The sequence below is a fragment of the Gemmatimonadota bacterium genome (assembly GCA_009838845.1).
Taxonomy (GTDB): Bacteria; Latescibacterota; UBA2968; order UBA2968; family UBA2968; genus VXRD01.
This window is the reverse complement of the sequence record VXRD01000161.1, coordinates 1-22,048: the sequence shown is the minus strand read 5'-3', so window position 1 is coordinate 22,048 and position 22,048 is coordinate 1. Positions and strand designations below refer to the sequence as shown.

General features: G+C 52.4%; 21 protein-coding genes. 9 read left to right on the top strand and 12 right to left on the bottom strand.

Annotated elements, in window-relative coordinates; translation table 11 throughout:
- Window positions 1-17: 17 nt before the first annotated feature.
- From F4Y39_22520 to F4Y39_22510, 3 genes are read right to left on the bottom strand one after another with little or no spacing between them, the layout of a single operon-like run.
- Entirely contained in the window at window positions 18-857 is an 840-nt protein-coding gene (locus F4Y39_22520) for a phytanoyl-CoA dioxygenase family protein (GenBank protein MYC16514.1), read from the bottom strand.
- Between the two features lie 9 nt (window positions 858-866).
- Window positions 867-2,471, bottom strand: a complete 1,605-nt coding sequence (locus F4Y39_22515; protein MYC16513.1) for a DUF4038 domain-containing protein — start codon at window positions 2,469-2,471, stop codon at window positions 867-869.
- Window positions 2,472-2,486: 15 nt separating this feature from the next.
- Window positions 2,487-4,448 carry a glycogen debranching protein gene (locus tag F4Y39_22510; GenBank protein MYC16512.1) on the bottom strand — a complete coding sequence of 654 codons (1,962 nt, stop codon included), beginning with the start codon at window positions 4,446-4,448 and terminating at the stop codon, window positions 2,487-2,489.
- A 106-nt stretch (window positions 4,449-4,554) separates the two neighbouring features.
- On the opposite strand from F4Y39_22510, the gene F4Y39_22505 reads away from it, so the two are divergent.
- A complete protein-coding gene (locus F4Y39_22505; GenBank protein MYC16511.1) occupies window positions 4,555-5,802 on the top strand; it encodes a site-specific DNA-methyltransferase in 1,248 nt (415 codons plus the stop codon).
- A gap of 20 nt (window positions 5,803-5,822) precedes the next feature.
- On the opposite strand, the gene F4Y39_22500 is transcribed toward F4Y39_22505, so the two are convergent.
- The 9 genes from F4Y39_22500 to pyrH form a co-directional block, all read right to left on the bottom strand.
- On the bottom strand, window positions 5,823-7,013 hold the full coding sequence (locus tag F4Y39_22500; GenBank protein ID MYC16510.1) for a phytanoyl-CoA dioxygenase family protein: 1,191 nt from the start codon (window positions 7,011-7,013) through the stop codon (window positions 5,823-5,825).
- Window positions 7,014-7,091: 78 nt separating this feature from the next.
- Window positions 7,092-7,535, bottom strand: coding sequence for an HNH endonuclease (locus F4Y39_22495; GenBank protein ID MYC16509.1), 444 nt, complete (start codon window positions 7,533-7,535; stop codon window positions 7,092-7,094).
- Window positions 7,528-7,770 carry a hypothetical protein gene (locus tag F4Y39_22490; protein ID MYC16508.1) on the bottom strand — a complete coding sequence of 81 codons (243 nt, stop codon included), beginning with the start codon at window positions 7,768-7,770 and terminating at the stop codon, window positions 7,528-7,530. Before F4Y39_22490 ends, F4Y39_22495 begins: the two co-directional genes overlap by 8 nt.
- Window positions 7,771-7,787: 17 nt before the next feature.
- A complete protein-coding gene (locus F4Y39_22485; GenBank protein ID MYC16507.1) occupies window positions 7,788-8,399 on the bottom strand; it encodes a thioredoxin family protein in 612 nt (203 codons plus the stop codon).
- A 73-nt stretch (window positions 8,400-8,472) separates the two neighbouring features.
- Entirely contained in the window at window positions 8,473-9,018 is a 546-nt protein-coding gene (locus tag F4Y39_22480) for a TlpA family protein disulfide reductase (GenBank protein ID MYC16506.1), read from the bottom strand.
- Window positions 9,015-9,470 (bottom strand): 5-(carboxyamino)imidazole ribonucleotide mutase, encoded by a 456-nt coding sequence (purE, locus tag F4Y39_22475; GenBank protein ID MYC16505.1) that lies wholly within the window; start codon window positions 9,468-9,470, stop codon window positions 9,015-9,017. The genes F4Y39_22480 and purE overlap by 4 nt, the downstream gene beginning before the upstream one ends.
- A gap of 28 nt (window positions 9,471-9,498) precedes the next feature.
- Window positions 9,499-10,596 carry a Gfo/Idh/MocA family oxidoreductase gene (locus F4Y39_22470; protein ID MYC16504.1) on the bottom strand — a complete coding sequence of 366 codons (1,098 nt, stop codon included), beginning with the start codon at window positions 10,594-10,596 and terminating at the stop codon, window positions 9,499-9,501.
- Window positions 10,597-10,685: 89 nt separating this feature from the next.
- Entirely contained in the window at window positions 10,686-11,960 is a 1,275-nt protein-coding gene (gene purD / locus F4Y39_22465; protein MYC16503.1) for a phosphoribosylamine--glycine ligase, read from the bottom strand.
- Complete coding sequence (gene pyrH / locus F4Y39_22460; protein MYC16502.1) at window positions 11,957-12,721, bottom strand: UMP kinase; 765 nt, start codon at window positions 12,719-12,721, stop codon at window positions 11,957-11,959. Before pyrH ends, purD begins: the two co-directional genes overlap by 4 nt.
- A 178-nt stretch (window positions 12,722-12,899) precedes the next feature.
- On the opposite strand from pyrH, the gene F4Y39_22455 reads away from it, so the two are divergent.
- From F4Y39_22455 to F4Y39_22420, 8 genes are all read left to right on the top strand, one after another.
- On the top strand, window positions 12,900-14,009 hold the full coding sequence (locus tag F4Y39_22455; GenBank protein MYC16501.1) for an ABC transporter ATP-binding protein: 1,110 nt from the start codon (window positions 12,900-12,902) through the stop codon (window positions 14,007-14,009).
- Window positions 14,006-15,106 carry an ABC transporter substrate-binding protein gene (locus F4Y39_22450; protein ID MYC16500.1) on the top strand — a complete coding sequence of 367 codons (1,101 nt, stop codon included), beginning with the start codon at window positions 14,006-14,008 and terminating at the stop codon, window positions 15,104-15,106. Before F4Y39_22455 ends, F4Y39_22450 begins: the two co-directional genes overlap by 4 nt.
- A 76-nt stretch (window positions 15,107-15,182) precedes the next feature.
- Window positions 15,183-16,250 (top strand): ABC transporter substrate-binding protein, encoded by a 1,068-nt coding sequence (locus F4Y39_22445; protein ID MYC16499.1) that lies wholly within the window; start codon window positions 15,183-15,185, stop codon window positions 16,248-16,250.
- A 25-nt stretch (window positions 16,251-16,275) separates the two neighbouring features.
- Window positions 16,276-17,490, top strand: a complete 1,215-nt coding sequence (locus F4Y39_22440; GenBank protein ID MYC16498.1) for an ABC transporter permease — start codon at window positions 16,276-16,278, stop codon at window positions 17,488-17,490.
- Window position 17,491: 1 nt separating this feature from the next.
- Window positions 17,492-18,319 (top strand): ABC transporter permease, encoded by an 828-nt coding sequence (locus tag F4Y39_22435; protein ID MYC16497.1) that lies wholly within the window; start codon window positions 17,492-17,494, stop codon window positions 18,317-18,319.
- 7 nt (window positions 18,320-18,326) lie between these two features.
- Entirely contained in the window at window positions 18,327-19,649 is a 1,323-nt protein-coding gene (locus F4Y39_22430) for an AAA domain-containing protein (GenBank protein MYC16496.1), read from the top strand.
- A gap of 20 nt (window positions 19,650-19,669) precedes the next feature.
- Window positions 19,670-20,446 (top strand): hypothetical protein, encoded by a 777-nt coding sequence (locus F4Y39_22425; GenBank protein MYC16495.1) that lies wholly within the window; start codon window positions 19,670-19,672, stop codon window positions 20,444-20,446.
- Window positions 20,443-21,963, top strand: a complete 1,521-nt coding sequence (locus tag F4Y39_22420; GenBank protein MYC16494.1) for a hypothetical protein — start codon at window positions 20,443-20,445, stop codon at window positions 21,961-21,963. The genes F4Y39_22425 and F4Y39_22420 overlap by 4 nt, the downstream gene beginning before the upstream one ends.
- Window positions 21,964-22,048: the final 85 nt, after the last annotated feature.

Sequence of the window (22,048 nt, the reverse complement as noted above, 5' to 3'; positions counted from 1 at the left end):
ATCGCTCCTTTAGAAATTCAAGTATATCCACCTTTACCCAACAAAATACGCGCCTCTTCGTCATCGCCTTCTAAAATCGCCTGCGTCAACCCGTCACCGGGAGGCGGTCCCCCATGAGGTGATCGGCGCAGCCAGGTCGGCGTATAACTCAAAATCAACATCCTGCGCTTTGTCCTCAACGTCGGCAATCCGCGATGCCAGAGATTGCTGTGAATCAACACGCCGCCCCCGGCCTTCACGCGAACCACAAGCTCACCTTCAACCGGCTCATAAGTATCGGGAGGCGGTGCTCTATCCAACCAATTGTGCGACCCCGGCACAATTCCCACGGGTCCCGTATCCTCATTCAAATCATCCAGATAAATCAGAGCATCTATCCCATGTGGTCTGGAAAACCACGGCGGCAAAGGATTGGAAACCACGCGCAAATGCTGGTGCCAGGGGGTCTGATGAGGCGTTTCAGCCGGATAACTGATCCGCGCGCTCAATCCCCGAAGCCTGACCAGTGGCCCCATCATCGCCCGCGCAATAGATAACACAGGCGGAAATTTCAACAAATCCAAAAACACCGGATCTTTATCCATCAAATGTCGCGGGATACGTCCCCAGGACCGCTTTCCCGTATCTCGAAACGCGCCCGATTCCCGATCCTCCAACCGATCCAGCGCATCTTGCAATGCTTTCAAGTCCCCGCCCGCAAACAATCCCTCGCGCACCAGATATCCCTCTCGGTCAAATTGCTGCAACTCCTCTAGCGAAGCACAGACATCTACTTCGTAATGGTGATCTGATCCGCGGGTATTGGGACCGAGAACCTTATAAGACACCGTGCAATTCTGTTCAAAAGTGTGATCCATATCATCTCCTCATGCCAAAACCAGAAGCCAATCGCCACCTCCCGGTGCTTCGTAAATGCGCTTGCCATTACCCTCGCGCACTTCTGCTGCATCGACATCGCCATCGCGCGGATTGTACCAAATACCCCGCAGATGTGGTGACAACCCCACCATCTTCACCACCACCGCCTCGCCCTGTGGTGTATAGGCAACCACAAGATCGTTTGCCACAGATTTAGAAATCAAAATGTGATTGTGTACATCTCGCCCGCCGGGCTGCGTGCCCAACAACTCTGGCGCCGGGCGCAAATTCCACCACCCGATAGAATCGAATGCATCGACGAGATGCCGCACTTGCTCTGCCCCATCCATCATCAGCGCGTCATGCCAGGGCAATGGCGTTCCCGAATTGGGATGGTCAACAGGCGGCCCGCTACCATCGTCCCACCCCCACACGCCGTGTCCCCCATAAGTCACGCCAGCGGTTGGCGCGTTGAGCAGGCTCCAGTACATCGCCCTTCTAACCGACGCTGCATCGTGTGGCCGCTTTGAATGATAGGCCACGTGATTTTCATAAGCAGGCTCCATGTTAATATAAAATTGGCGCGGCGTCTTTTTCCAATCTTCCGAAGGCGGCCCCGTCACAATCCACTGCAAAGTCTCGTCGCTGTCGCCGTGACCACTTTGATAACCCACCACATCGAGCCAATTTTCAGACCGAAATTCATCAGTCGGGAATCGCCGCCCCGAACTGTGCATCGCCACAGGCGCGTGGGGACCTTTCCCGAAAACCGCGCGCCCAACGCGCTGCCATCGCTCGGCATTCTCGCCATCGTAATTGCCATCCCCACCCAAAATCCACACCACGGGATAACACGCCCATCGCGCGACCATATATTCAGCCAGCAGGATCATTTGGTCCTCTGACAACGAGACGCCCGGACTCTTTTCCGGATGACTGCGCCCTCCCAGAGCCCACAACATCACGGGCGCATTGACCAGGCCTGCCTGAAAAGTCATCTCCACCCAGTCATCCAAACGCTGAAAAAAAGCCGGATTTATTGCAATCTTTTCCACACCGGAAAACGCCTGATTGCCCTCGATATCGCCATCTGGAGCCGCACGCCACTGCGTAGCCACCCATTGCACGGTATTAAATCCCTGCCGCACGCGCTCGCTGAGATAATAGCGCCATTCATCCCGCGTCGCCCGCAAACAGCCATTCCACGCCGTATCTGCCATATAGAAAAACGGCTTCTCATCCGCATAAACAAAATGCCGCCTGTTTGCAGACAGCGCGATAGGACCGTGTACATCAAATTCACTGCTCGTCTGAGATGACCCGCACGTAAAACGCCCCTCGCGATTGTGCAAACCCGTGTTTTCCGCATCTGAAAAAAACGTCGCATACGACCACTCGCCATCTTCATCTGGACAAAAACGCACGCGCCATTGCCGTCCGCCATCCCAGAATCCCATCACATTATAGACCGATCCAAAAGGCGATGTAAACACCACCTGCAATGCCGCTTCTTGAATGGGATTTCCGTAATCTTTATCACTCTCGAAATCGATCTCAATGCGTCCCCATTTTGTCACAACCGGCTCACGGCCATTTTGATCTATTTCGCTCATATTTACACCTCTATTTCATTTTTCAGGTCCCTGATCCAGCACATCTTCTACAAAAGCGCGCAAGACTTCGGCAGTACTCCACGCCTGGGCAAAACAACCGCGAGATGCATGGGGCGGATCGCCATCGAAAATCTCAGAAATATGTCCCAGACCCGACGCTTCAACATGGCGCAACAAAGGGCGCAACATATCTCTTGCAGAAGTACGAACATCTGCCTCCTTGCCGCGAATGCGAACCCATGAAGTAATAAACGGACCCATAAGCCATGCCCAAACCGTTCCCTGGTGATACGCGCTATCGCGACTATACGGATCGCCGCCATAAGTGCCCCTGTATGCCGCGTCGGAAGGCGACAGGCTTCTCAAACCATAAGACGTGAGCAACTCGCGTTCGACCACATTGAGAATACTGCGTTCACGCGCGACATCGAGCATGCGATGCGGCAGGCTGAGGGCAAAAATCTGATTCGGGCGAATAGCAGCATCCGGCTCCTCATCTGTCAGGCAATCGTACAAACATCCGGCATCGGAGTTCCAGAATGCCTCGGCAAAGCGCGCGGCTGTTCTTTCCGCAAGGCCGGCGTATTCGGCACTGAGACCGGATTCGCCATATCTATCAGCCAAATTCCGCATCACACACAGCGTATTGTACCACAGCGCATTGACCTCAACGGGTTTGCACTGCCGCGGGGTAACGACCCAATCTCCCACCTTAGCATCCATCCATGTCAGTTGCACACCGGGTTCCCCAGCATAGAGCAACCCATCGCAATCCACATGGATATTATAGCGCGTTCCCGAAACAAAATAACGGATAATCTCCTGTAGCACGGACCAAAGGGACTCACGCACAAACGCATAATCATCTGTGTACGCCAAAAAGCGATCCACTGCATAGACGTACCACAGGGTTGCATCCACGCTATTGTACTCGGGTATATCACCGCAATCGGGAAATCGATTTGGAATCATCCCCTTGTCGCAAAAATGTGCATAAGCAGCGAGAATATCGCGGGCTTCGTCAAATCGTCCGGTCACCAGTGCGAGACCGGGCAGCGCGATCATCGTATCGCGCCCCCAATCCGTAAACCAGGGATAACCCGCGATAATGGTAGCGCGTGCGTCGCTGCGTTTGACGAGAAAGGCATCTGCACTCAAACTGAGACCCGTGCATTTGGGAACTGATTGAACAATTTTATTTTTCCGATCTATCTCAGCCTGCCGAAGCGCATTCACCTGATCGCAGGTGCCGCGTTCAAGGCTGACGAGCAAATGCGCGGATTCGCCCGCTGCGAGATCAAAGATAAATTCTCCGGGACAATACAGATCTTCACGATTGTCCAGACCGCGGTACGCTTCAACGGCATATTCAAAATTGTAATACCAATCGCCACGCGATTGAAATTCTCCATTGTGCGCGATATGCAAAGGCGGGTATTTCGAATAAGGCTGAAAACTCACCAGACCATCACAAATATCGACATCGCCATTGAGCATATCATTCCGACGTGCCAGGTGATGATAATCTCGGCAAGCCGCGAGCGGACGCAACGTAAGCATAACAGGGCGATCAAAGGGACCGTAAGTAATCACAGTGGTATTTTGACCATAGACCATAAAAATTTGCTTTTCAAAACACAAATCGTCAGTACAATAGGTAAAGGTAGGAAAGGGATCCAGTCGGACGTGTTCGAGATGGGTATAACCGTGTGGATGAATAGCACCAGCGTAGCAATTACTGCCCAGTTCAAAAGTCCCCATATCGGGCGCAATAAGCGTCTCCTCAAATTTGGACAGCGCGACAAATCGACCGTGCGACTCATTTTGTGCGGGAATGAGCAAACCGTGGTACCGCCGCGTATTCATTCCAATAATCGTAGAACACGCAAATCCACCCAGACCATTGGTCTCAAGCCACTCCCGTCCCATCGCCTGATCGGGGTCTCGGCATATTTCTTTTTTAACGAAAATATCCATGAACCTTTTCCATTCACCGAATGGAATATTCCCTCCCATCCTTGACACCAGGCAGTTTTGTATCTATAAATATTTGCGACAAACGCCTCTAACACGAACACATATTATGACCGCGAAGCAACTGACACTATCGATAGAATCCCCTGCATCTGACCAGCTCAGAAGGGAACTGGCGGACTTCAACGCATTTGGCAAAAATACGATTGTGACCTCTACGGAAACAGAGCCGATTCGCCTTGAAACTTACGTAAACGAATTTTGGACCGCCAAACAAAGAGCAGCCAATGCACTCCACGAAATATCATATCGAGCGTGCTTCAAACCCCAACTTCCCAGATTCTTTATCGAACGACTAACCACACCGGGCGACGTGGTTTATGATCCTTTTGCCGGACGGGGTACTACACTCATTGAATCTGCTCTTTGGGGACGCGTTCCCATAGGATGCGATATTAATCCGTTGAGTTCCATTATGACGCTTCCTCGCCTGAATCCACCTACAACCGAACAAGTCGCCGACAGGCTATCGCGTATAGAACTCAAAGATGTCGATGAATATCCGGAAGAATTACTGGTCTTTTATCACCCGGAAACCCTGAAGCAGATTTGTTCCCTAAAAAAATATCTAAACGAAAAAATCGACAACCTTGATCAAGTCGATCAATGGATTTGCCTGGTCGCACTGAGTAGATTGACGGGACACTCATCCGGCTTTTTCTCTGTTTATACCCTGCCACCCAATCAGGCTGTCTCTGTTGATTCACAAAAAAAAATCAATGAAAAAAGAAATCAAGAACCACCATTAAGAGATGTCAAAAACCTCATTTTAAAAAAAACGCATGCCCTTTTGAAACACTGCGACAATCAAACTCGGCATACCCTGACAAGCGTCTTTCCCCAAGCAAAGTTCCTCACACAACCCTCAGATAGCATTCCCGAAATCGCGTCCAACTCCGTCTCCCTCGTCGTAACCTCCCCACCGTTTCTCGATGTCGTCAACTATGCACAGGACAACTGGTTGCGATGCTGGTTTTGCGGCATAGACCCTGCAACTGTTCCCATCACCATGGCGAGGAAAGTCGAACAGTGGCAACGCGAAATGACAAAGGTCTTTTTGGAATTAGAGCGCGTTTTAAAACCCGGCGGACATATCGCCTTTGAAGTCGGCGAAGTCAGACACGGCAAAGTAAAACTCGAAGAAGCGGTTATCCCGTGCGGCATCGAAGCGGGACTCACGCCATTGCTCGTCTTAATCAACGACCAAAAATTCACCAAAACCGCAAATGTTTGGGGCGTCGATAACCGAAAAAAAGGTACAAACACCAACCGAGTCGTCGTATTCAAAAAAGAATAATTGAACGATCTATATCCAACTCATTCAAACTGTTTTTTGCTCTGATTACACGCCTTGCCTTTGCCGCGGATAATATCTGCTCGCTGCCACAGCTCAACAGTGCGACTAATCGCATCGCTCTCGCCGAGATGTTGTTGTATCTGTGTTTTAGTGAACCAGTCGCAGTGCCCATTTGCCAACGCATCGGCGTCTATATTCTCATCCGAGAAACCATAAACGCGACAAATACCCTCTTCCTCTTCCACATCTTCGATATAGGACATCCACGGCACCTCCAGCTCGAGTTGCGTCCTGGTAAGTTCTTGCAAAGACCCGACCCGCGCGCCGACATCCCAGCCCACCAACTTTTCCTCTTCCCATCCCTCGCCACCCGGCAACTCCCAACAATTCGTCTCATCATCGCGCAGCAGCAAGAACCTCGATTCCCCACCATCCGGACACTCGATAAGCAAACGGGTCGTCTCAATCGGCTTGTCAAAACACACGGGAATAAGCCGTTTTCCATCATCGCTCAAAGCCTCAAGGGCGGCGGGATTGTAAGGATAATATCCCGCGGCAGGAGGCGCATTTACCGCACAATACTTATTGAAAATACCGCAACGGTCTTCTTTACTCGTACCCGCAGGAGCTTCATGCCAGACATGCTCATTAACAACCAGCAAATCCCCCGCTTTAAGCTCTGGATCGATAAAATCCGGCAATTGGCTCCTATCGGGACGATTGACATCTAAAATATGTGCCTCCTCGTCAATTACCCGCGTCAGTTTGTGCGATTTGGGCGACACCAGAAAGGGACCATACACCGGATCGAAATCAGTCAGAGGAATAATGGCAAACACCCAGTTCATCGACGAACCCACGGGGCGCCACCGTTTGTAATCGCAGTGGGCACCACCCCCCTTATCGCCCGGCGTCCTCAGATACGCCACAAAAGCCGTCAAATGCGCGGGTTGACCCAGCACGGACTCTACCGCTCCAATAACCGTCGGATGCTCGGAAATCGAGTTAAGCCCTGGTTCTGCCAGCCTATTGCCACTAACTGTGTACTTCGCAGGCTCGGGATACGAAAGCTTTGGTGGATACGCACCGCGTTTGACCTTTTCTTGCACGGTACGACGAAGGTCATTCGCTTCATTCTTAGATAACACATTGCGAATAATCAAATAACCATCCTCATGATAGTCCGCGATCTGTTGCTCACTAAGGGTCATAATAAGAACTCCTTTCAAAATGCACGCGACTCTTTTCAGTCTGGATAAAATCCGATAAAACTCGGGCGATCTGCTATGCTACCTTGAAATTAATACAAGAGCGTCAGGGGGAGGATAATAGCCAAAAGTCTCCAATTCCTGACGCTCAATTAAACGGTCTATATGATTGAAATCTAAAATACGAGCAGTCACTTCACCTATTTCTGTAAGAGTATCAATTCTCACGCCATCCAAAGCGAAATGGTCTGCCCAATGATCAATACGAGGATTAAAAAAACGATAAAATTGTCCCGTTTGTCTCACTATAGACCCAATATCACTACCCTTGTTGCGATTGCAAAACAAACACGCATAGGCCAAATTGCTATCTTCTGTTGGTCCGCCATGTTTCACACTAATGATGTGATCAATTTCGCATCCAAAATAGGCATCATCTTCGTGAATCAGGCAGTACTCGCACAGCCTCCTGGCGCGTGTTATCACAAGTTGTCGCAAGGCAACACTGATATAGGTTTTACTCATCTTTCAAATAATGGCGGGTACGGGCTTTAGCAAGACGCATCAGATGCTCAAGTTCCAAATAGTGATTGAGTTCAGCCGTCTCTTCTACAGTAAGTCCTGTTGTTTTCTCGCGATAGACCAGATCTGAAACTTGCTTTTTGGCAGTTTCAGATGGATGAAAAGCTACCAAATCTTCGGGGGTTATCCCCTCTGCAATAAAATCAATGATTTCTCTATAAGCGGATGATACACTCATCTTCTCATCCTCCTTCCCTACGAATCTTCGCTAAATTTAATACTACAACCGAGGGCTTTGGTCTCGGATACTGAAATCGCTTCTCCGGCCAACAATGCATCGAGCGCGTCTTTGAGATAGGCCGCTTCCACGGCATTGGCATCCGAAGCATTATCGTCAATCGCGCCGTGATACGCCAGCTTGCCTTTGGCGCTAAAAAGAAAAACTTCGGGTGTACGGCTGGCGCCAAATGCGCGGGCGACCTGGGATGCGGAATCGACCACATAGGGAAATTCGTAAGATAGCGCTTTGGCACGAGTGACCATCTCGTCAAAACCATCTTCTGCAGCACGCCTGGGATCATTGGGATTAATCACAATCACACCAAAACCCTTGCCGCGATACGCATTGCCAATACTGGCTACGCGGCTTTCCCATTTGACGGCCCACGGGCAGGAATTGCACGAAAAAATTACCAGAGTGCCCTTCTCGCCCTGCACACTATCCAGAGTGTACATCTTACCATCCGTGCCCTTCATCTCCAGGTCGGTTGCCGGTGCTTCCGCGCCCAATGCGAGAGTTTCGCTTTTGCCCGCCTCGGCATTGAAACCCATCGCTGCGACAAGTGCAATCGCTAATAATTTACGCATAGGATCCTCCTGTATTTGGTGGTATGAGAGTATCTATAGTCTTAATGTCGGATAGACACGCCCCAAGTATCCCTTAACCGCCCTCCATCAATACATCGCGTATTTTCTTCTCAAATTGCTCGCGCGAGGTCTTCCCGAGCCAAAAATGGCGTTTATTGCCCGCGCTGTCGTATAGCCAGGTAGCGGGTATTGCGCCCCACCAGTCGGGGTCTAATGTATTGATAAACGCCCCATCGCTCTTCAACTTGATATAGCTTGGAAAATCAACACCATGCGCTTTCAGAAAGGCAATTGCCCCATCGGCCTGACCTTCGGAATCAGCAGAAATAAAGACGAGCTTTAACCCCTGGTCTTTGTACTGATTATAAACAGCCATCAAATCGGGAAACTCTTCAACACATGGTGGACACCACGTTGCCCAGACATTGACAAGAACGACCCTGGCATCGGCTTCTTTAACATTTTTGAGAATCTCCTCTGCCGTCGCGGGAATGAGAAACTGGTCGGTACTCGATGCGCGATCTGTTTCGGGTGCGTCGCAACTTACAAAAAGAAGAGCAATGAAAACAAATATATGACGTTCCAAAAAGACCTCCGTGTTAAAACGCAAAGGTATTATCCCCCCAGAGCATCTTTATAGGCTTGCAGGCGCTCTTGTATGCCCTCGTCTGAAAGCGCGAGAATTTGCGCCGCCAGCACAGCGGCATTGCGCGCATTGTCAATACCCACAGTCGCAACGGGAACTCCCGGCGGCATCTGGACAATAGCGTATAAAGCATCAACGCCGTTAAGCGCACCCGAAGCGCATGGAACGCCAATAACCGGCAAAGTAGTATGCGCTGCCACCACACCGGGCAGTGCTGCGGCCAAACCAGCACCTGCAATGATCACCTTCAAACCACGCGCCTTTGCCGTACTGGCGTATTCAGCGGTACGCTCGGGATTGCGATGGGCGGAACATACGATCATATCGTAGGGAATCTGGAGTTCGTCGAGAATGGCGCAGCCTTTTTCCATCGTGGGTTCATCCGAAGAACTGCCCATAATAATGCCAACAACTGGATCTGCCATAAAAATCTCCTTTGGTATTTAGATTTTTCTACTGATTCAACCGGCGCACTCGCGCAGGTGTGTGGTCTGCTTGTGTCTCACTGGAAAAAATTTTGAGCGACCTATCTTCAATAGGCAGGTCAATGCGGACGCCATCACGGCGATGGGATTCCCGAAGAGCAATCGCAACCTCCAGAGCAGCGCGACCATCGGCTCCCGAGCAACGCGGCGGTCGGTTGTTCTCCATAGCATCAATCAGATCATCCACAGTGGTAATACCCTGACCCACGGGACGCGCTGGCTGCGGGAAAGGAGACCGCGCAGGGACGCCCCGGTTCCCCAGGCCGCCTGAAACTCTTTGAAAAAACTCAAACTCAAGCGCATCCGATAAGGTGCGAACCCTGCCCTCTGTCCCAATAATATCAAATTCCCACGAAGCAACACCTGTCGATGTACCGCGAAGATACGCCCGAACGCCATTGTCAAAAGCGAGATATCCATTGCCCATCAGATCGTCATCAGATGCGGCTTCCTCATCCGACGCCATTTCGCCAAAAACCCAGGAAACATCGCCACCAGCGAGATAGCGAATCGTATCAATCGCATGACTGCCATTGTGCGACAAACCACACTGGGCATAAGCCGTGATCTGGAGAATATCGCCAAGCTCCCCCGCTTCGATCATGCGACGAGCTTCACTGAAATAGGGATTGTAACGGCGCGAGCAATACACGGCGATGGGAACGCCATTTTCCCTACAAGCATTGACCATAGCATCGGCTTCTTCAAGACTAAAGGCAATGGGTTTTTCCACCCACAAGGCTTTCACACCAGCATCAACAGCATCCATTACAATTTGTGGACGATAACGCGCTGTGGTAGTCACACTGACGATATCGGGTTTTGCGTCTTCGAGCAAATCGCGATGATTGGCATACAAATGATCGCTATCAATACCCCACCGCTCGCCAAACAGAGCGCGTTGCTCATCGTGGGGATCAGCTCCCGCAATGAGATCAGTCTGCGGATGCGCGCAATAGGTAGGACCATGGCAATAGGGCAAGAAAATAGACCCGCCCTGAGTAATTTCATCGTCAAATGTACTGCCCATACGCCCCAGACCAATAACCGCTGCTTTGTAAGACATCGTATGCCTCCAGAAATATACACGTTATAACGCTTAGTCGTCAAATTGGTTGACAAAGATCAGAAAATCAGCATCGCAAGATCGGTAGCTCAAACATTTGTCAAAGCGCGATGCCCAATATCCCTTCGGAAATAGGCCCTGTCAAAATCAATTTTGCCCACGGCTTCGTAAGTGCGATCAATAGAAGACTTGATCGTATCGCCCATTGCAGTAACACCGAGAACCCGTCCGCCATTGGTGACGAGTTGACCGTCTTCGCGTCCCGTACCAGCGTGAAACACCATCACATTGCCCGGTGCCTCGGCGAGATCAATCCCGGAAATGGGAAAGCCGGTATCATAGTGTTCGGGATAGCCCCCCGATGCCATAACCACGCAGGTCGCCGCCCGGTTGTCGAGTTCGATATCGAGATCCGCCACCGAACCATTGCACACAGCCTCAATGATATCGACGAAATCGGTTTTGATCAACGGGAGAACCACCTGCGTTTCCGGATCGCCCATGCGGCAATTAAATTCGATCACCTTTGGACCATCAGCCGTGACAATAATACCACCGTAGAGAATGCCTTTGTACGGACGGCCTTCTTGTGCCAGAGCGTGTACCGTGCGTTTCATAATGCGCTGAACAATATCGTCAAAAAGCTCCGGCGTAATAACCGGGGCAGGAGCATACGCACCCATACCACCCGTATTGAGCCCCACATCGCCCTCACCAATCGTCTTATGGTCTTGCGAAGGCACAACACAAACAACATTTTCCCCGTCTGAAAATCCAAATATCGACGCTTCTTCCCCCTCGAGCAACTCCATTGCAACCAGCTTATCACCCGAATCGCCGAAGGCGCGTTGCACCATCACCTCATCCACAGTTTTGTAGGAATCTTGCAGCGTCTCACAATAAATCGCCCCTTTGCCCGCAGCGAGACCGCTCACTTTGAGATAGAGCGGGTGTTGCCACTCCCCGAGCCGTTCTCTGGCTATTTCCGCATCCACAAAAGTTTCGTAAGCCCCGGTTGGAATATCGTATTTGTGCATAAGTTCAAGCGCAAAGTCTTTATCCGCTTCAATTTGCGCCGCTGCCTGTGTGGGGCCAAAAACAGCGAGACCCCGTTCCGCGAAAACATCGACAATACCATCAGCAAGAGGGGCTTCGGGACCAATAACCGAAATATCAATACCCTCCCGTTGTGCAAAATCTGCCAGACCATTGAGATCGCTATCCGAAATATCGACACATTCGGCATATTGCGCCATACCCGGGCTTCCGGGCGCTGCGTATAACCCCGTAATCTTATTGCTCTGGGCGAGCTTCCAGACAAAGGCGTGTTCGCGCCCGCCTCTACCAACGACGAGGAGTTTCATGTGGCGTTCTCCTGGGTGACTGTTTCTTCCTCAAGCACATCTTCCAGTGTTTGGGTAATCAGGGTACCGACATCCTCGCCCTCTACAATGCGGCGCATCATGCCTTTTTGTTCAAAGTCGAAAACGTGAATCGGCAAATGATGGTCACGTGCGAGAATCACTGCGGACTGATCCAGAGCACCCAGATTCTTTTGAATAATTGTATCGTGACTGATGCAGCGATAGAGTTTGGCATCGGGGTTTTTGTTCGGATCATCTGTATAAATGCCATTGGTTTTGTGCTTGGCAAACAAAATGGCTTCTGCGCGAACCTCGAGCGCGCGCTGTACACCGGGATAGTCAGTCGTGAGAAAGGGATTGCCAATACCACCGGCAAAAATGACAATATACCCCTTATCGAGATGCCGAGCAGCAACCAGGCGAATAAAGGGTTCTGCAACTGCGTTAATGGGAATCGCGGTCATCACGCGCACCTCGGCATCACTTTTGGCATTGAGCACACCGCGCAGCATCAGGCTGTTGATAATGGTGCCGAGCATGCCGATATTATCGGCTTCGGAGCGTTCAATGCCCCACCTCACACTCTGTTCGCCCCGAAAAATATTGCCCCCGCCAATAACAATACCGATTTCAATACCCCGGCTGTGAATATCGAGAATTTCGTCGGCAATATGTTCGAGGGCCTCCGGGTCAAATCCCGATTCCAAAGCACCTGAAACAGCACCACCACTGAGTTTGAGAACAACGCGTTTGTACCGCATACAATCTGACTCCTCTAAAAAAATAATAAATGTTGATGATAGCTTCTAAAATATATAGCGAAGCGAGATATGGCGAAAGAGGAAAGACGTTGACATTTGAGTAATTTTGAATTTACTTCACACCACGATCCGCCAGCTTGTCAATCTGTGTTTTCTGGACCCTGGATAGGACAAACTAATGCTCTCAAAAGATAAAGCCTACGTCGAATTTGAGAATGTCTGCAAAAGTTACGACGGACGCACACTAATTGTCCAAAACGTCAACTTCAGCGTCCACAAGGGCGAATTTCTGACCCTGCTCGGCCCATCCGGATCGGGGAAAACGACCTGCCTGATGATGCTCGCTGGCTTCGAGACACCCACATCGGGCGACATCCGCATTGACGGGCGTTCTGTACACGCACTGCCCCCGCGCAAGCGAGGCATTGGCATGGTATTTCAGAACTACGCGCTCTTCCCACACATGACAGTGGGCGGCAACCTGGCTTTTCCCCTTGAAGTACGTGGTTTTGACCACGAGCAGTGTCGCGAACGCGTGGCGCGTGCCCTGGACCTGGTTCGCCTCAGCGGCATGGAAGACCGGCGTCCCAACCAGCTCTCTGGCGGTCAGCAGCAGCGCGTGGCAATCGCCCGCGCGCTGGTATTTGAACCCGACCTGGTGCTGATGGACGAACCCCTCGGCGCACTTGACCGGCGCCTGCGCGAAGAGATGCAATACGAGATCCGCCGTATCCATCAGAGCCTCGGCGTAACCGTCGTTTACGTCACGCACGACCAGCAAGAGGCCATGGTAATGTCGAACCGCATCGCTGTCCTGCGCGGAGGAGACATCCAGCAAATTGCCGAACCCGAGGCTCTCTACGAAGAACCAGAGCGTTCATTTGTAGCGCGTTTCATCGGCGAAAACAATCGCCTGAAAGGCCGCGTAACAAAAGTAAATGGGGACATCTGCGAAGTGGAAACCGGTGGCCAAATCATCCAGGCGTTGCGCATTGCACCCTGCCAGAGCGGCGACGCCACCACGCTATCGATTCGCCCAGAGCGCGTCGCCATTGAACCCGAACCGGGCCTGTACACCAATGAACTCGAAGCAAAAGTCGAGGACATCACCTTTTTAGGCGACCATCTGCGCCTTCGCCTGAACGTGTGCGAGTCCTTGGAATTCATCGCAAAAATACCCAATACTGTGGGACACGGAGCCGTGCTGAAAGGCGATAAAATTCGCATCGGCTGGACACCAACAGACTGCCGGGTACTCGACCCGGACGACGAGGAGGAAATGACATGAATACCAAACAGAGAAAGACATTATGCACCGCGATAATAACCGCGCTGGCGATGTTGACTCTGGGCTGTGATTTTTCGGAAGACCGACCGCTGACTGTGGTCTCCTGGGGCGGATCTTATGCGCGCGCATGCGTCAAAGGCTACCACGAGGCATTCACCGCTGAAACAGGCATTAAAATCAACCTCGAAGACTACAACGGCGGGCTGGCACAAATCCGCGCACAGATTCAGGCGGGCAATGTGCATTGGGACGTCGTCGATTTGAGATTCCCGACATGGGCGCAAGGCTGCGATGAGGGTCTGCTCGAACACGTTGAGATCGACTCGCTGCCACCGGGAGCCGACGGAACGCCTGCGGAAGAGGATTTTCTGTTCGGGACATCGACAGACTGTGGCGTAGCAACACTGTTTTACTCCACCATATACGCGTACAACAAGGAGAATATCCCGGGCGAAAAACCCACCACAATAGCCGATTTCTTTGACCTCGAAAAATTCCCCGGACGACGGGGCATGCGCCGCTCTCCCCAGGAGAACCTGGAATTCGCACTGATCGCCGACGGCGTACCACTCAACAAGGTATATACCACCCTCGACACGCCCGAAGGCGTGGATCGCGCCTTCCGCAAGTTAGACACCATCAAAGACCACATCGTATGGTGGGAAGCCGGGGCACAGCCACCGCAGATGCTCGCCGATGGCGAGGTGGTCATGACCACGGCTTACAACGGGCGCATCTTCAATGCTCAGGTATTGGAAGATCAGCCCTTTGTCATCGTGTGGGACGGACAAATACTGGATCTATCTGGTCTCGCCATTGTCGCGGGAACGCCGAATCTCGAAGCCGCAAAGAAATTTCTCAATTTCGCCTCAACAGCGAGGGCCATGGCCGGTGTCGGTAGCTACATTGCCTACAGCCCCACGCGCCACTCTGCGGAGGCATTGATATCGAAACACGCCGAAAAGGACATCGATATGAAATCCCACATGCCCAACAGTCCGCAAAATTCTAAGCGCGCCCTGCGAAATGCCTGGGAATGGTGGAGCGTTCACATCGACGAAATGAACGAACGCTTCAGCACCTGGCTGGCGCAGTAAAGGATATTCTATTCATACCGTACAAGGAGGAAATAACTTGAAGTGGAAAAACAAGTGTAAAACGGCGTTTTATTTAATTGTATTGATCGCATTGGCCACATTGACCTCAGGTCTTGCAGTTGCCAATGACCGACCCCTAACCGTGGTTTCCTGGGGCGGATCTTATGCGCGCGCATGCGTCAAAGGCTACCACGAGGCATTCACCGCTGAAACAGGCATTAAAATCAACCTCGAAGACTACAATGGCGGGCTGGCACAAATCCGCGCACAGGTCGAATCGGGCAATGTGCATTGGGACATTGTCGATATGGAAATTCCCGACATGGTGCGAGGCTGTGACGAGGGCCTGCTCGAACCCATCCCGGTAAACTCGCTGCCAGCGGGAGCCGATGGAACACCTGCGTCACAGGATTTTCCGCTCGGTACGATGACGGATTGCGGTCCGGCAACGATATTTTACTCCACCGTATATGCGTACAACGAAGAGAATATCCCGGGTGAAAAACCCACCACAATGGCCGATTTTTTTGACCTCGAAAAATTCCCCGGACGACGAGGCATGCGCCGCACACCTCTGGCAAACCTGGAATTCGCTCTAATCGCCGACGGCGTACCGCTCAACAAAGTATATCCCACCCTCAATACACCCGAAGGCGTGGACCGCGCCTTTCGCAAGTTAGACACCATCAAAGACCACATCGTATGGTGGGAAGCCGGGGCACAGCCACCGCAGATGCTCGCCGATGGCGAAGTCGTGATGTCCACAGCCTACAACGGACGCATCTTCAATGCCCAGGTATTGGAAGATCAGCCCTTTGTCATCGTGTGGGACGGACAAATACTGGACACAGGCGGGCTTGTCATTGTCGCTGGAACGCGGAATCTCGAAGCTGCGAAGAAATTTCTCAATTTCGCCGCAACAGCGAAAGCCATAGCTGGCGTCGGCCGTTACATCGCCTACAGCCCCACGCGCATCTCTGCGGAGGCACTGATATCGACGCACGCCGAGAAAGGCGTGGAAATGAACCCCCACATGCCCAACAGCCCGCAAAATTCTAAGCGCGCCCTGCGAAATTCCTGGGAATGGTGGAGCGATCACATCGACGAAATGAACGAGCGATTCAGTGCCTGGTTGGCGCAGTGAGAGAGGTATCGCGGTGTACTAAAAAATGAAACCAAATATAGACATCAAAACCACCATCCTTCGTCCGCGGCTGCGCGCTACAGGACTGGTGTTGCCACTGCTGGCATTCATTGGCGTCACCTTTATTGCGCCGCTGGCGACAATGCTCGTACACAGTGTGTACGATCCCACAGTAGGCGATGCCCTGCCCGAAACCCTCGACCTGCTGAGAGAGTGGGACGGAAAGAGCGCGCCCGATGAAGCAGTGTATGCAGCGGCTGCACGCGAACTATTAAAGGCGCGCCAGGACCGCTCGCTGGGCCGGGTTGCCACCCGAGTCAACCGCGTGCATCCGGGCCTGCGCAGTGTTTTCACGCGCAGCGCGAGATCGTTGCAAAACGTCCGCGAAGGCCCCTATCGCGATGCCATGATCGGCCTTAATACCGCATGGGGCGATATACAAACCTGGCACGCGATCCGCAGTGCCGGGGATCGTTACACCACGCGGCACTATCTCAATGCCATTGACCTGAAACCCCTGCCCGACGGATCCATCGCTCGCCAGTCTCCAGAACGCCGCATCTACCTGTCCCTCTTGTGGCGCACCTTTATCGTAAGCCTCGGCATTACCGCGATCTGCCTGCTGCTCGGCTATCCCATCGCCCACCTGATCGCGCATTCGCCTCCGCGCATTGCAAACCTGCTCCTCATCCTCGTACTCGTACCCTTCTGGACATCGCTCCTCGTGAGAACCACATCCTGGATCGTACTGCTCCAGACCCAGGGCGTACTCAACGACTTGCTCGTCACAATTGGGCTGATCGGCGACGACGGCCGCCTCGCCATGATATACAACATGACTGGCACACTGGTGGCAATGACCCATGTGCTCCTGCCCTTTATGATCCTGCCTCTTTATTCGATCATGCGCGCCATCCCACCGAGCCAGATGAGTGCCGCTGCATCGCTGGGTGCAAACTCCTTTCAGTCATTTTGGCGCGTGTACTGGCCACAGACTCTCCCCGGCGTAGGTGCCGGATCGCTGCTGGTATTCATCCTCGCCATCGGCTACTACATCACCCCCGCGCTGGTAGGCGGCAGCACTGGGCAACTCATCTCCAACATGATCGCCTACCACATGCAGACCTCCCTCAACTGGAGCCTGGCCGGGGCACTTGGCGGCATCTTGCTGGTATGCGTGATCGCGCTCTATCTGCTCTACGACCGCATAGTCGGCATTGACCGCATGAAATTGGGCTAACATGATCTCGACACAACACATTGGCCGGGTCGCGTACCTGGCCTCATGTACCCTGATCTTCGCATTCTTAATCGCACCAATTCTGGTGATCGTACCCCTGAGCTTCAATGCCGAACCCTACTTCACCTTCACCGAAGGCATGCTGCGCCTGGACGCCGAAGCGTATTCTCTGCGCTGGTATCGACAAATCATCGAAAACGAACTGTGGACGCGCGGGCTGATCAACAGCCTGATCATCGGCATCGCTTCCACTGCACTGGCAACTGCGCTGGGCACACTCGCTGCGCTGGGTCTATCCAGCCCCGCCATGCCCGGTCGTCGCATCGCAATGGCGCTATTGATCTCGCCGATGGTCACGCCAGTGATCATCTCCGCGGCGGGCATGTTCTTTTTTTACTCAACCCTGGGCCTCGCACAAACCCACATCGGATTGATCCTATCCCACGCCGCACTGGGCACGCCATTTGTCGTAATCACTGTAACCGCTACCCTATCCGCCTTTGATACAAACCTGACGCGCGCTGCCGCAAGCCTTGGTGCCTCACCGATCCTCACGTTTCGCAGAGTACAACTGCCGCTAATCGCACCGGGCGTTATTTCTGGCGCGCTCTTCGCATTTGCAACATCTTTTGACGAAGTAGTAGTCGTCCTTTTCATGGGCGGTATAGAACAGCGCACCATTCCGCGCCAGATGTGGGCGGGCATCCGCGAGCAAATCAGCCCGACCATCCTCGCCGTCGCAACATTCTTGATCGCCTTCGCCGTGTTGCTACTGCTCACCGTCGAATGGCTGCGCCGACGCTCTGCCACCTCTTCTCAAGCAGACTGAGGTCAAAATGGCCGATTTACAGACAACAGTACGCGATATTTTGATCTTTATCCAGGATCGGTTGTATTTTAACCGGGCAGACCTGGAGATCGAAGGACAAAAACACAATGCCGCTTTGCTGCTCAGCGCCCTGACGGGATTATTAGGAGGCAAAATTCTGATCGTGGGCGAACCCGGCCTGGGCAAAACAACATCGGCTGAATATATCGGAGCGCTACTATATCGCATGCCATTGGGGGCTGTGTGGGAAGCCGAAGTAAGTGGCCATCCCGAACAGACCGAAGAAAAAATTGTCGGGCGCCCAAACCTCGGCGCACTCAACCGCGGCGAAGAAGATGTGGTGTGGTCGGCATTTTCCGTCCTACCCGTCAAAGTCGTAGATGAAATCAACCGCCTGCCGGAAACCAAGCAGAGCTTGATCCTCAATGGCGTGGATCGCGGCAACTGGTCCTACTTGAACCAGATGCAAATCAACGATGAATACTGTTTGTTCGCAACGGCCAACTATCAGGACCGCGGAACAAATACCATCGTTGTCCCCCTTTTGGATCGCTTTGACGTAATGGTGGAATCCAAATATCCGGGCGCGAATTTGTCCTGGATGATCGGCACCGAATCCTCTCCTGCACATCTCCTGCGAGATCCCCAACGCGAGCAAGCACTCCAGGCCTGTCTGGTCAACCCCAACGCCGAAGCAGAGATAGAAGAGATTTGCGAAGATTATGGAAAAGCGATCTCTGAGCGTTTGTCCGTACCAACCCTGGGAAGAACTGAACGCGAAACGATTCGCAGTGAAATGAGCGCATTGCCTTTCCAGGCCGATGCCAGTGCCTATATTCGAACTTTTTTGGCCGAACTGTCTTTCTGCTGCAAATACGGACAAAAACGCACAAATGAAGTCTGTGGCGAAGGCTGTCATTACACGGGCTACCTGTGTTATGAAGTACAAACATGCCCGTCCAATCGCCTGCCCATCTCCATCCGGCGCTACGCACAGGCACTCGCCTGGGTGCTACGCGACAAAGAAGTGGATATCGAACATATCCGCACGATATTGCCATACACCTGTGCTCACCGCATCCAATGGCGAGATGAGGAAGAAACGCAAGACCACCGGGATGATGTATTGCCCATTCACAGAGCGCGAGAAGCGGTGCGACAAGTCTTTCGGCGCTACACCGAGCAAAGCGAGCGCATTCAAACAGCTCTGGTAACTGCCAATCGCATCTTGAGTGGTGCCGACGAGAAACCCATTCAGGGCGAACACCCCATTTACATGGAAATTATGCGAGATCTGGGACAAGAGCCTGTACGTCCAGAATTTTCGTAACTCTAATTACAGAGCCAGACATGCGACAAAACCCATTTCGAGAATTTGACCGGATTACACCATCCGATTTGAACCCTGAAAACGCAGAACGCGTCAACGGCTTACTATCTCCAAAGCGCAATCCCTTCGCCGAATTTGTCGAAGATACACACAAAAAGCGCGCCCTGCCCATGGATGAAATTCTCGCATCTCACACCGAGACAATGGATCGGTTAACAGCAGCTTATCGCTCACTGATCGACGAATGCGTCGGCGAGGGACTCTGGCAAGCCGACCGCAAAACCATTGAATCGACCTATGCTGCGGCATCGCAGATGGTAGGACAAATCGATTGGGAAATGACCGATATCGAAGCGTTTTGCGCGCACGCCTTGCAAAGCAATGACACGGCTTTCTTTGTCATGGAACCCCTCGGCTTGTTCTTATCGGCCTTTTGCAACGCATCGTCCCAGTCGGATATTCATCTCGATCTCACGGGTCACGACTTGCGCCTATCCCTTATGGGATATCGCCTTCGCAAAGGCATCACACTGACAATTGTGGGAGACCTGGGCGACCTCACGGGCATTTCGCTCATGGGAGGCTGTCTGAAGATCGAGGGAAATGTCCGACATTATCTGGGCGCGGGTATGATCGACGGACGGATTGAAGTCTCGGGAGACGCTGGCAGATCCATCGGCGAACAAATGCGAGCCGGCGAAATCCATATTGGCGGACGCATGGGAGGTGTGGGCAATACCGAAGGCGGCGCGATTTATCACCGCGAACAAATGCTCAGAGGAACAAAAACAAAATGAACTTCAACGACATCATCCAGCGCGTTTGGCCCGCTGTTCGCAAGCGCCATCTATTTCCCGAATTGCCGACGCCAGAAGTCATCGAAACAGGCGACGAAGCCGCGAGCATTCAAATGACGGACAAAGTAATCCAATTGAATGCCAATCGACTAACCGCCCTCGCGCAAGTAATGGACATAGAAGACGCCACCTCTGCACTACTGGATCACGGCGTGGGGCATCACACCGTTTGTCCCTGGGATTTTGAGACGCATTTAAAGCTATATGCCGCGCTCAAACCCGTGTTATTGGATGGAGCACTGGTCAAGCAGGTAGTCGAATATTTCTCGGACGTGGTGGTCGATACCCATGCCGTGCGCGAGCGCGAATCGAAATTGCCCGAAGTGTATCGCCAGGCTGAATCGAGTGAAGTGACAGACGTAATTCGGGCATTGTATCAGCGTCTCTGGGGAGAAAATTTGGGCGTGGAAGATCGCGGCGAAGTAGATCGGCTCGCCCGCATACCCTATCTGGACGCCTCACAGTGGGGCGATAGCCTTCGATCATTTGCACAGGTAATTGCCCCGTTGATCCAAAAAGAAATGGACGATGGGAATGGACAGGGTGGCATGATGGGCGATACCCAGCAGTATTCCGCAGGCGAACTCGCGGAGGGAATGGCGCAATTTGCCGAGCAGGGATTTTACGCCTTTCGAGAAATGGTGCGCGATTTTGCCGACGAGCTACAAGACGCCAACATGATGCCCGATATGGGCCGGGGCAAAGGCACGCCCTCGGATGCCGACCTCTTGTTTTACATGGCACGCGCATCCGCATTTCGCCTGCCCGTGCAAACCATGCCCCTGGAAAAAGTGGGCGGATTACATCCGCATTCTCATTCGCCCTGGGAAATTGGCAAACCCGTTCAGCACATCGATGTGTGGACGAGTTTTGGGCGCGTCATGCCGGGCATTTCCCAGATGTGGAACTGGCGAGATGGCGAAACCCACGGGGACGGCGATGGCATACCCGATTGTGTGGTCATCGTCGATTCCTCGGGCAGTATGGTCGATCCGTGTCGGAAAATATCCCACGCCGTCTTAGGCGCCGGATGCGCCGCCGATGCGTATTTGCGACGGGGCAAGCGCGTGGCTGTTTACAATTTTAGCGATGCACAGGCTGGCGGGAAAGAAGTGCTGGATTTCTCAAGAGATCGCAAGCGCGTATTTTTCGCACTGTGCCGCTACTTCGGTGGTGGAACAGCCTTGCATCTGCCCGATTTGGAACCCCTTCTCAAAAATCATGTGGATATTTTTCTCATAACAGATATGCAGATCACCAACCTCGATGCACTGATGCAATTTCTGATCCAAAAAGAAAACCGGGTAACCGCTGTTCATGTAGCGCAAAACCGGGATGTCCAACGATTTCGCCAGCGGGCTGCTACTGCGGATCACATCTGTGTTTATGCAGTTGAACGCACAGAGGATATACCAGATATTGTAATATCTGAAGTAAAAACGCGATTTGGCGAATAGACGAATAGACGAATAGACGAATCCCACCCCACCACCCAAAACCTCTGGATTGCGGCTAAAACCATGCCGCAATGACGGCTTTCAT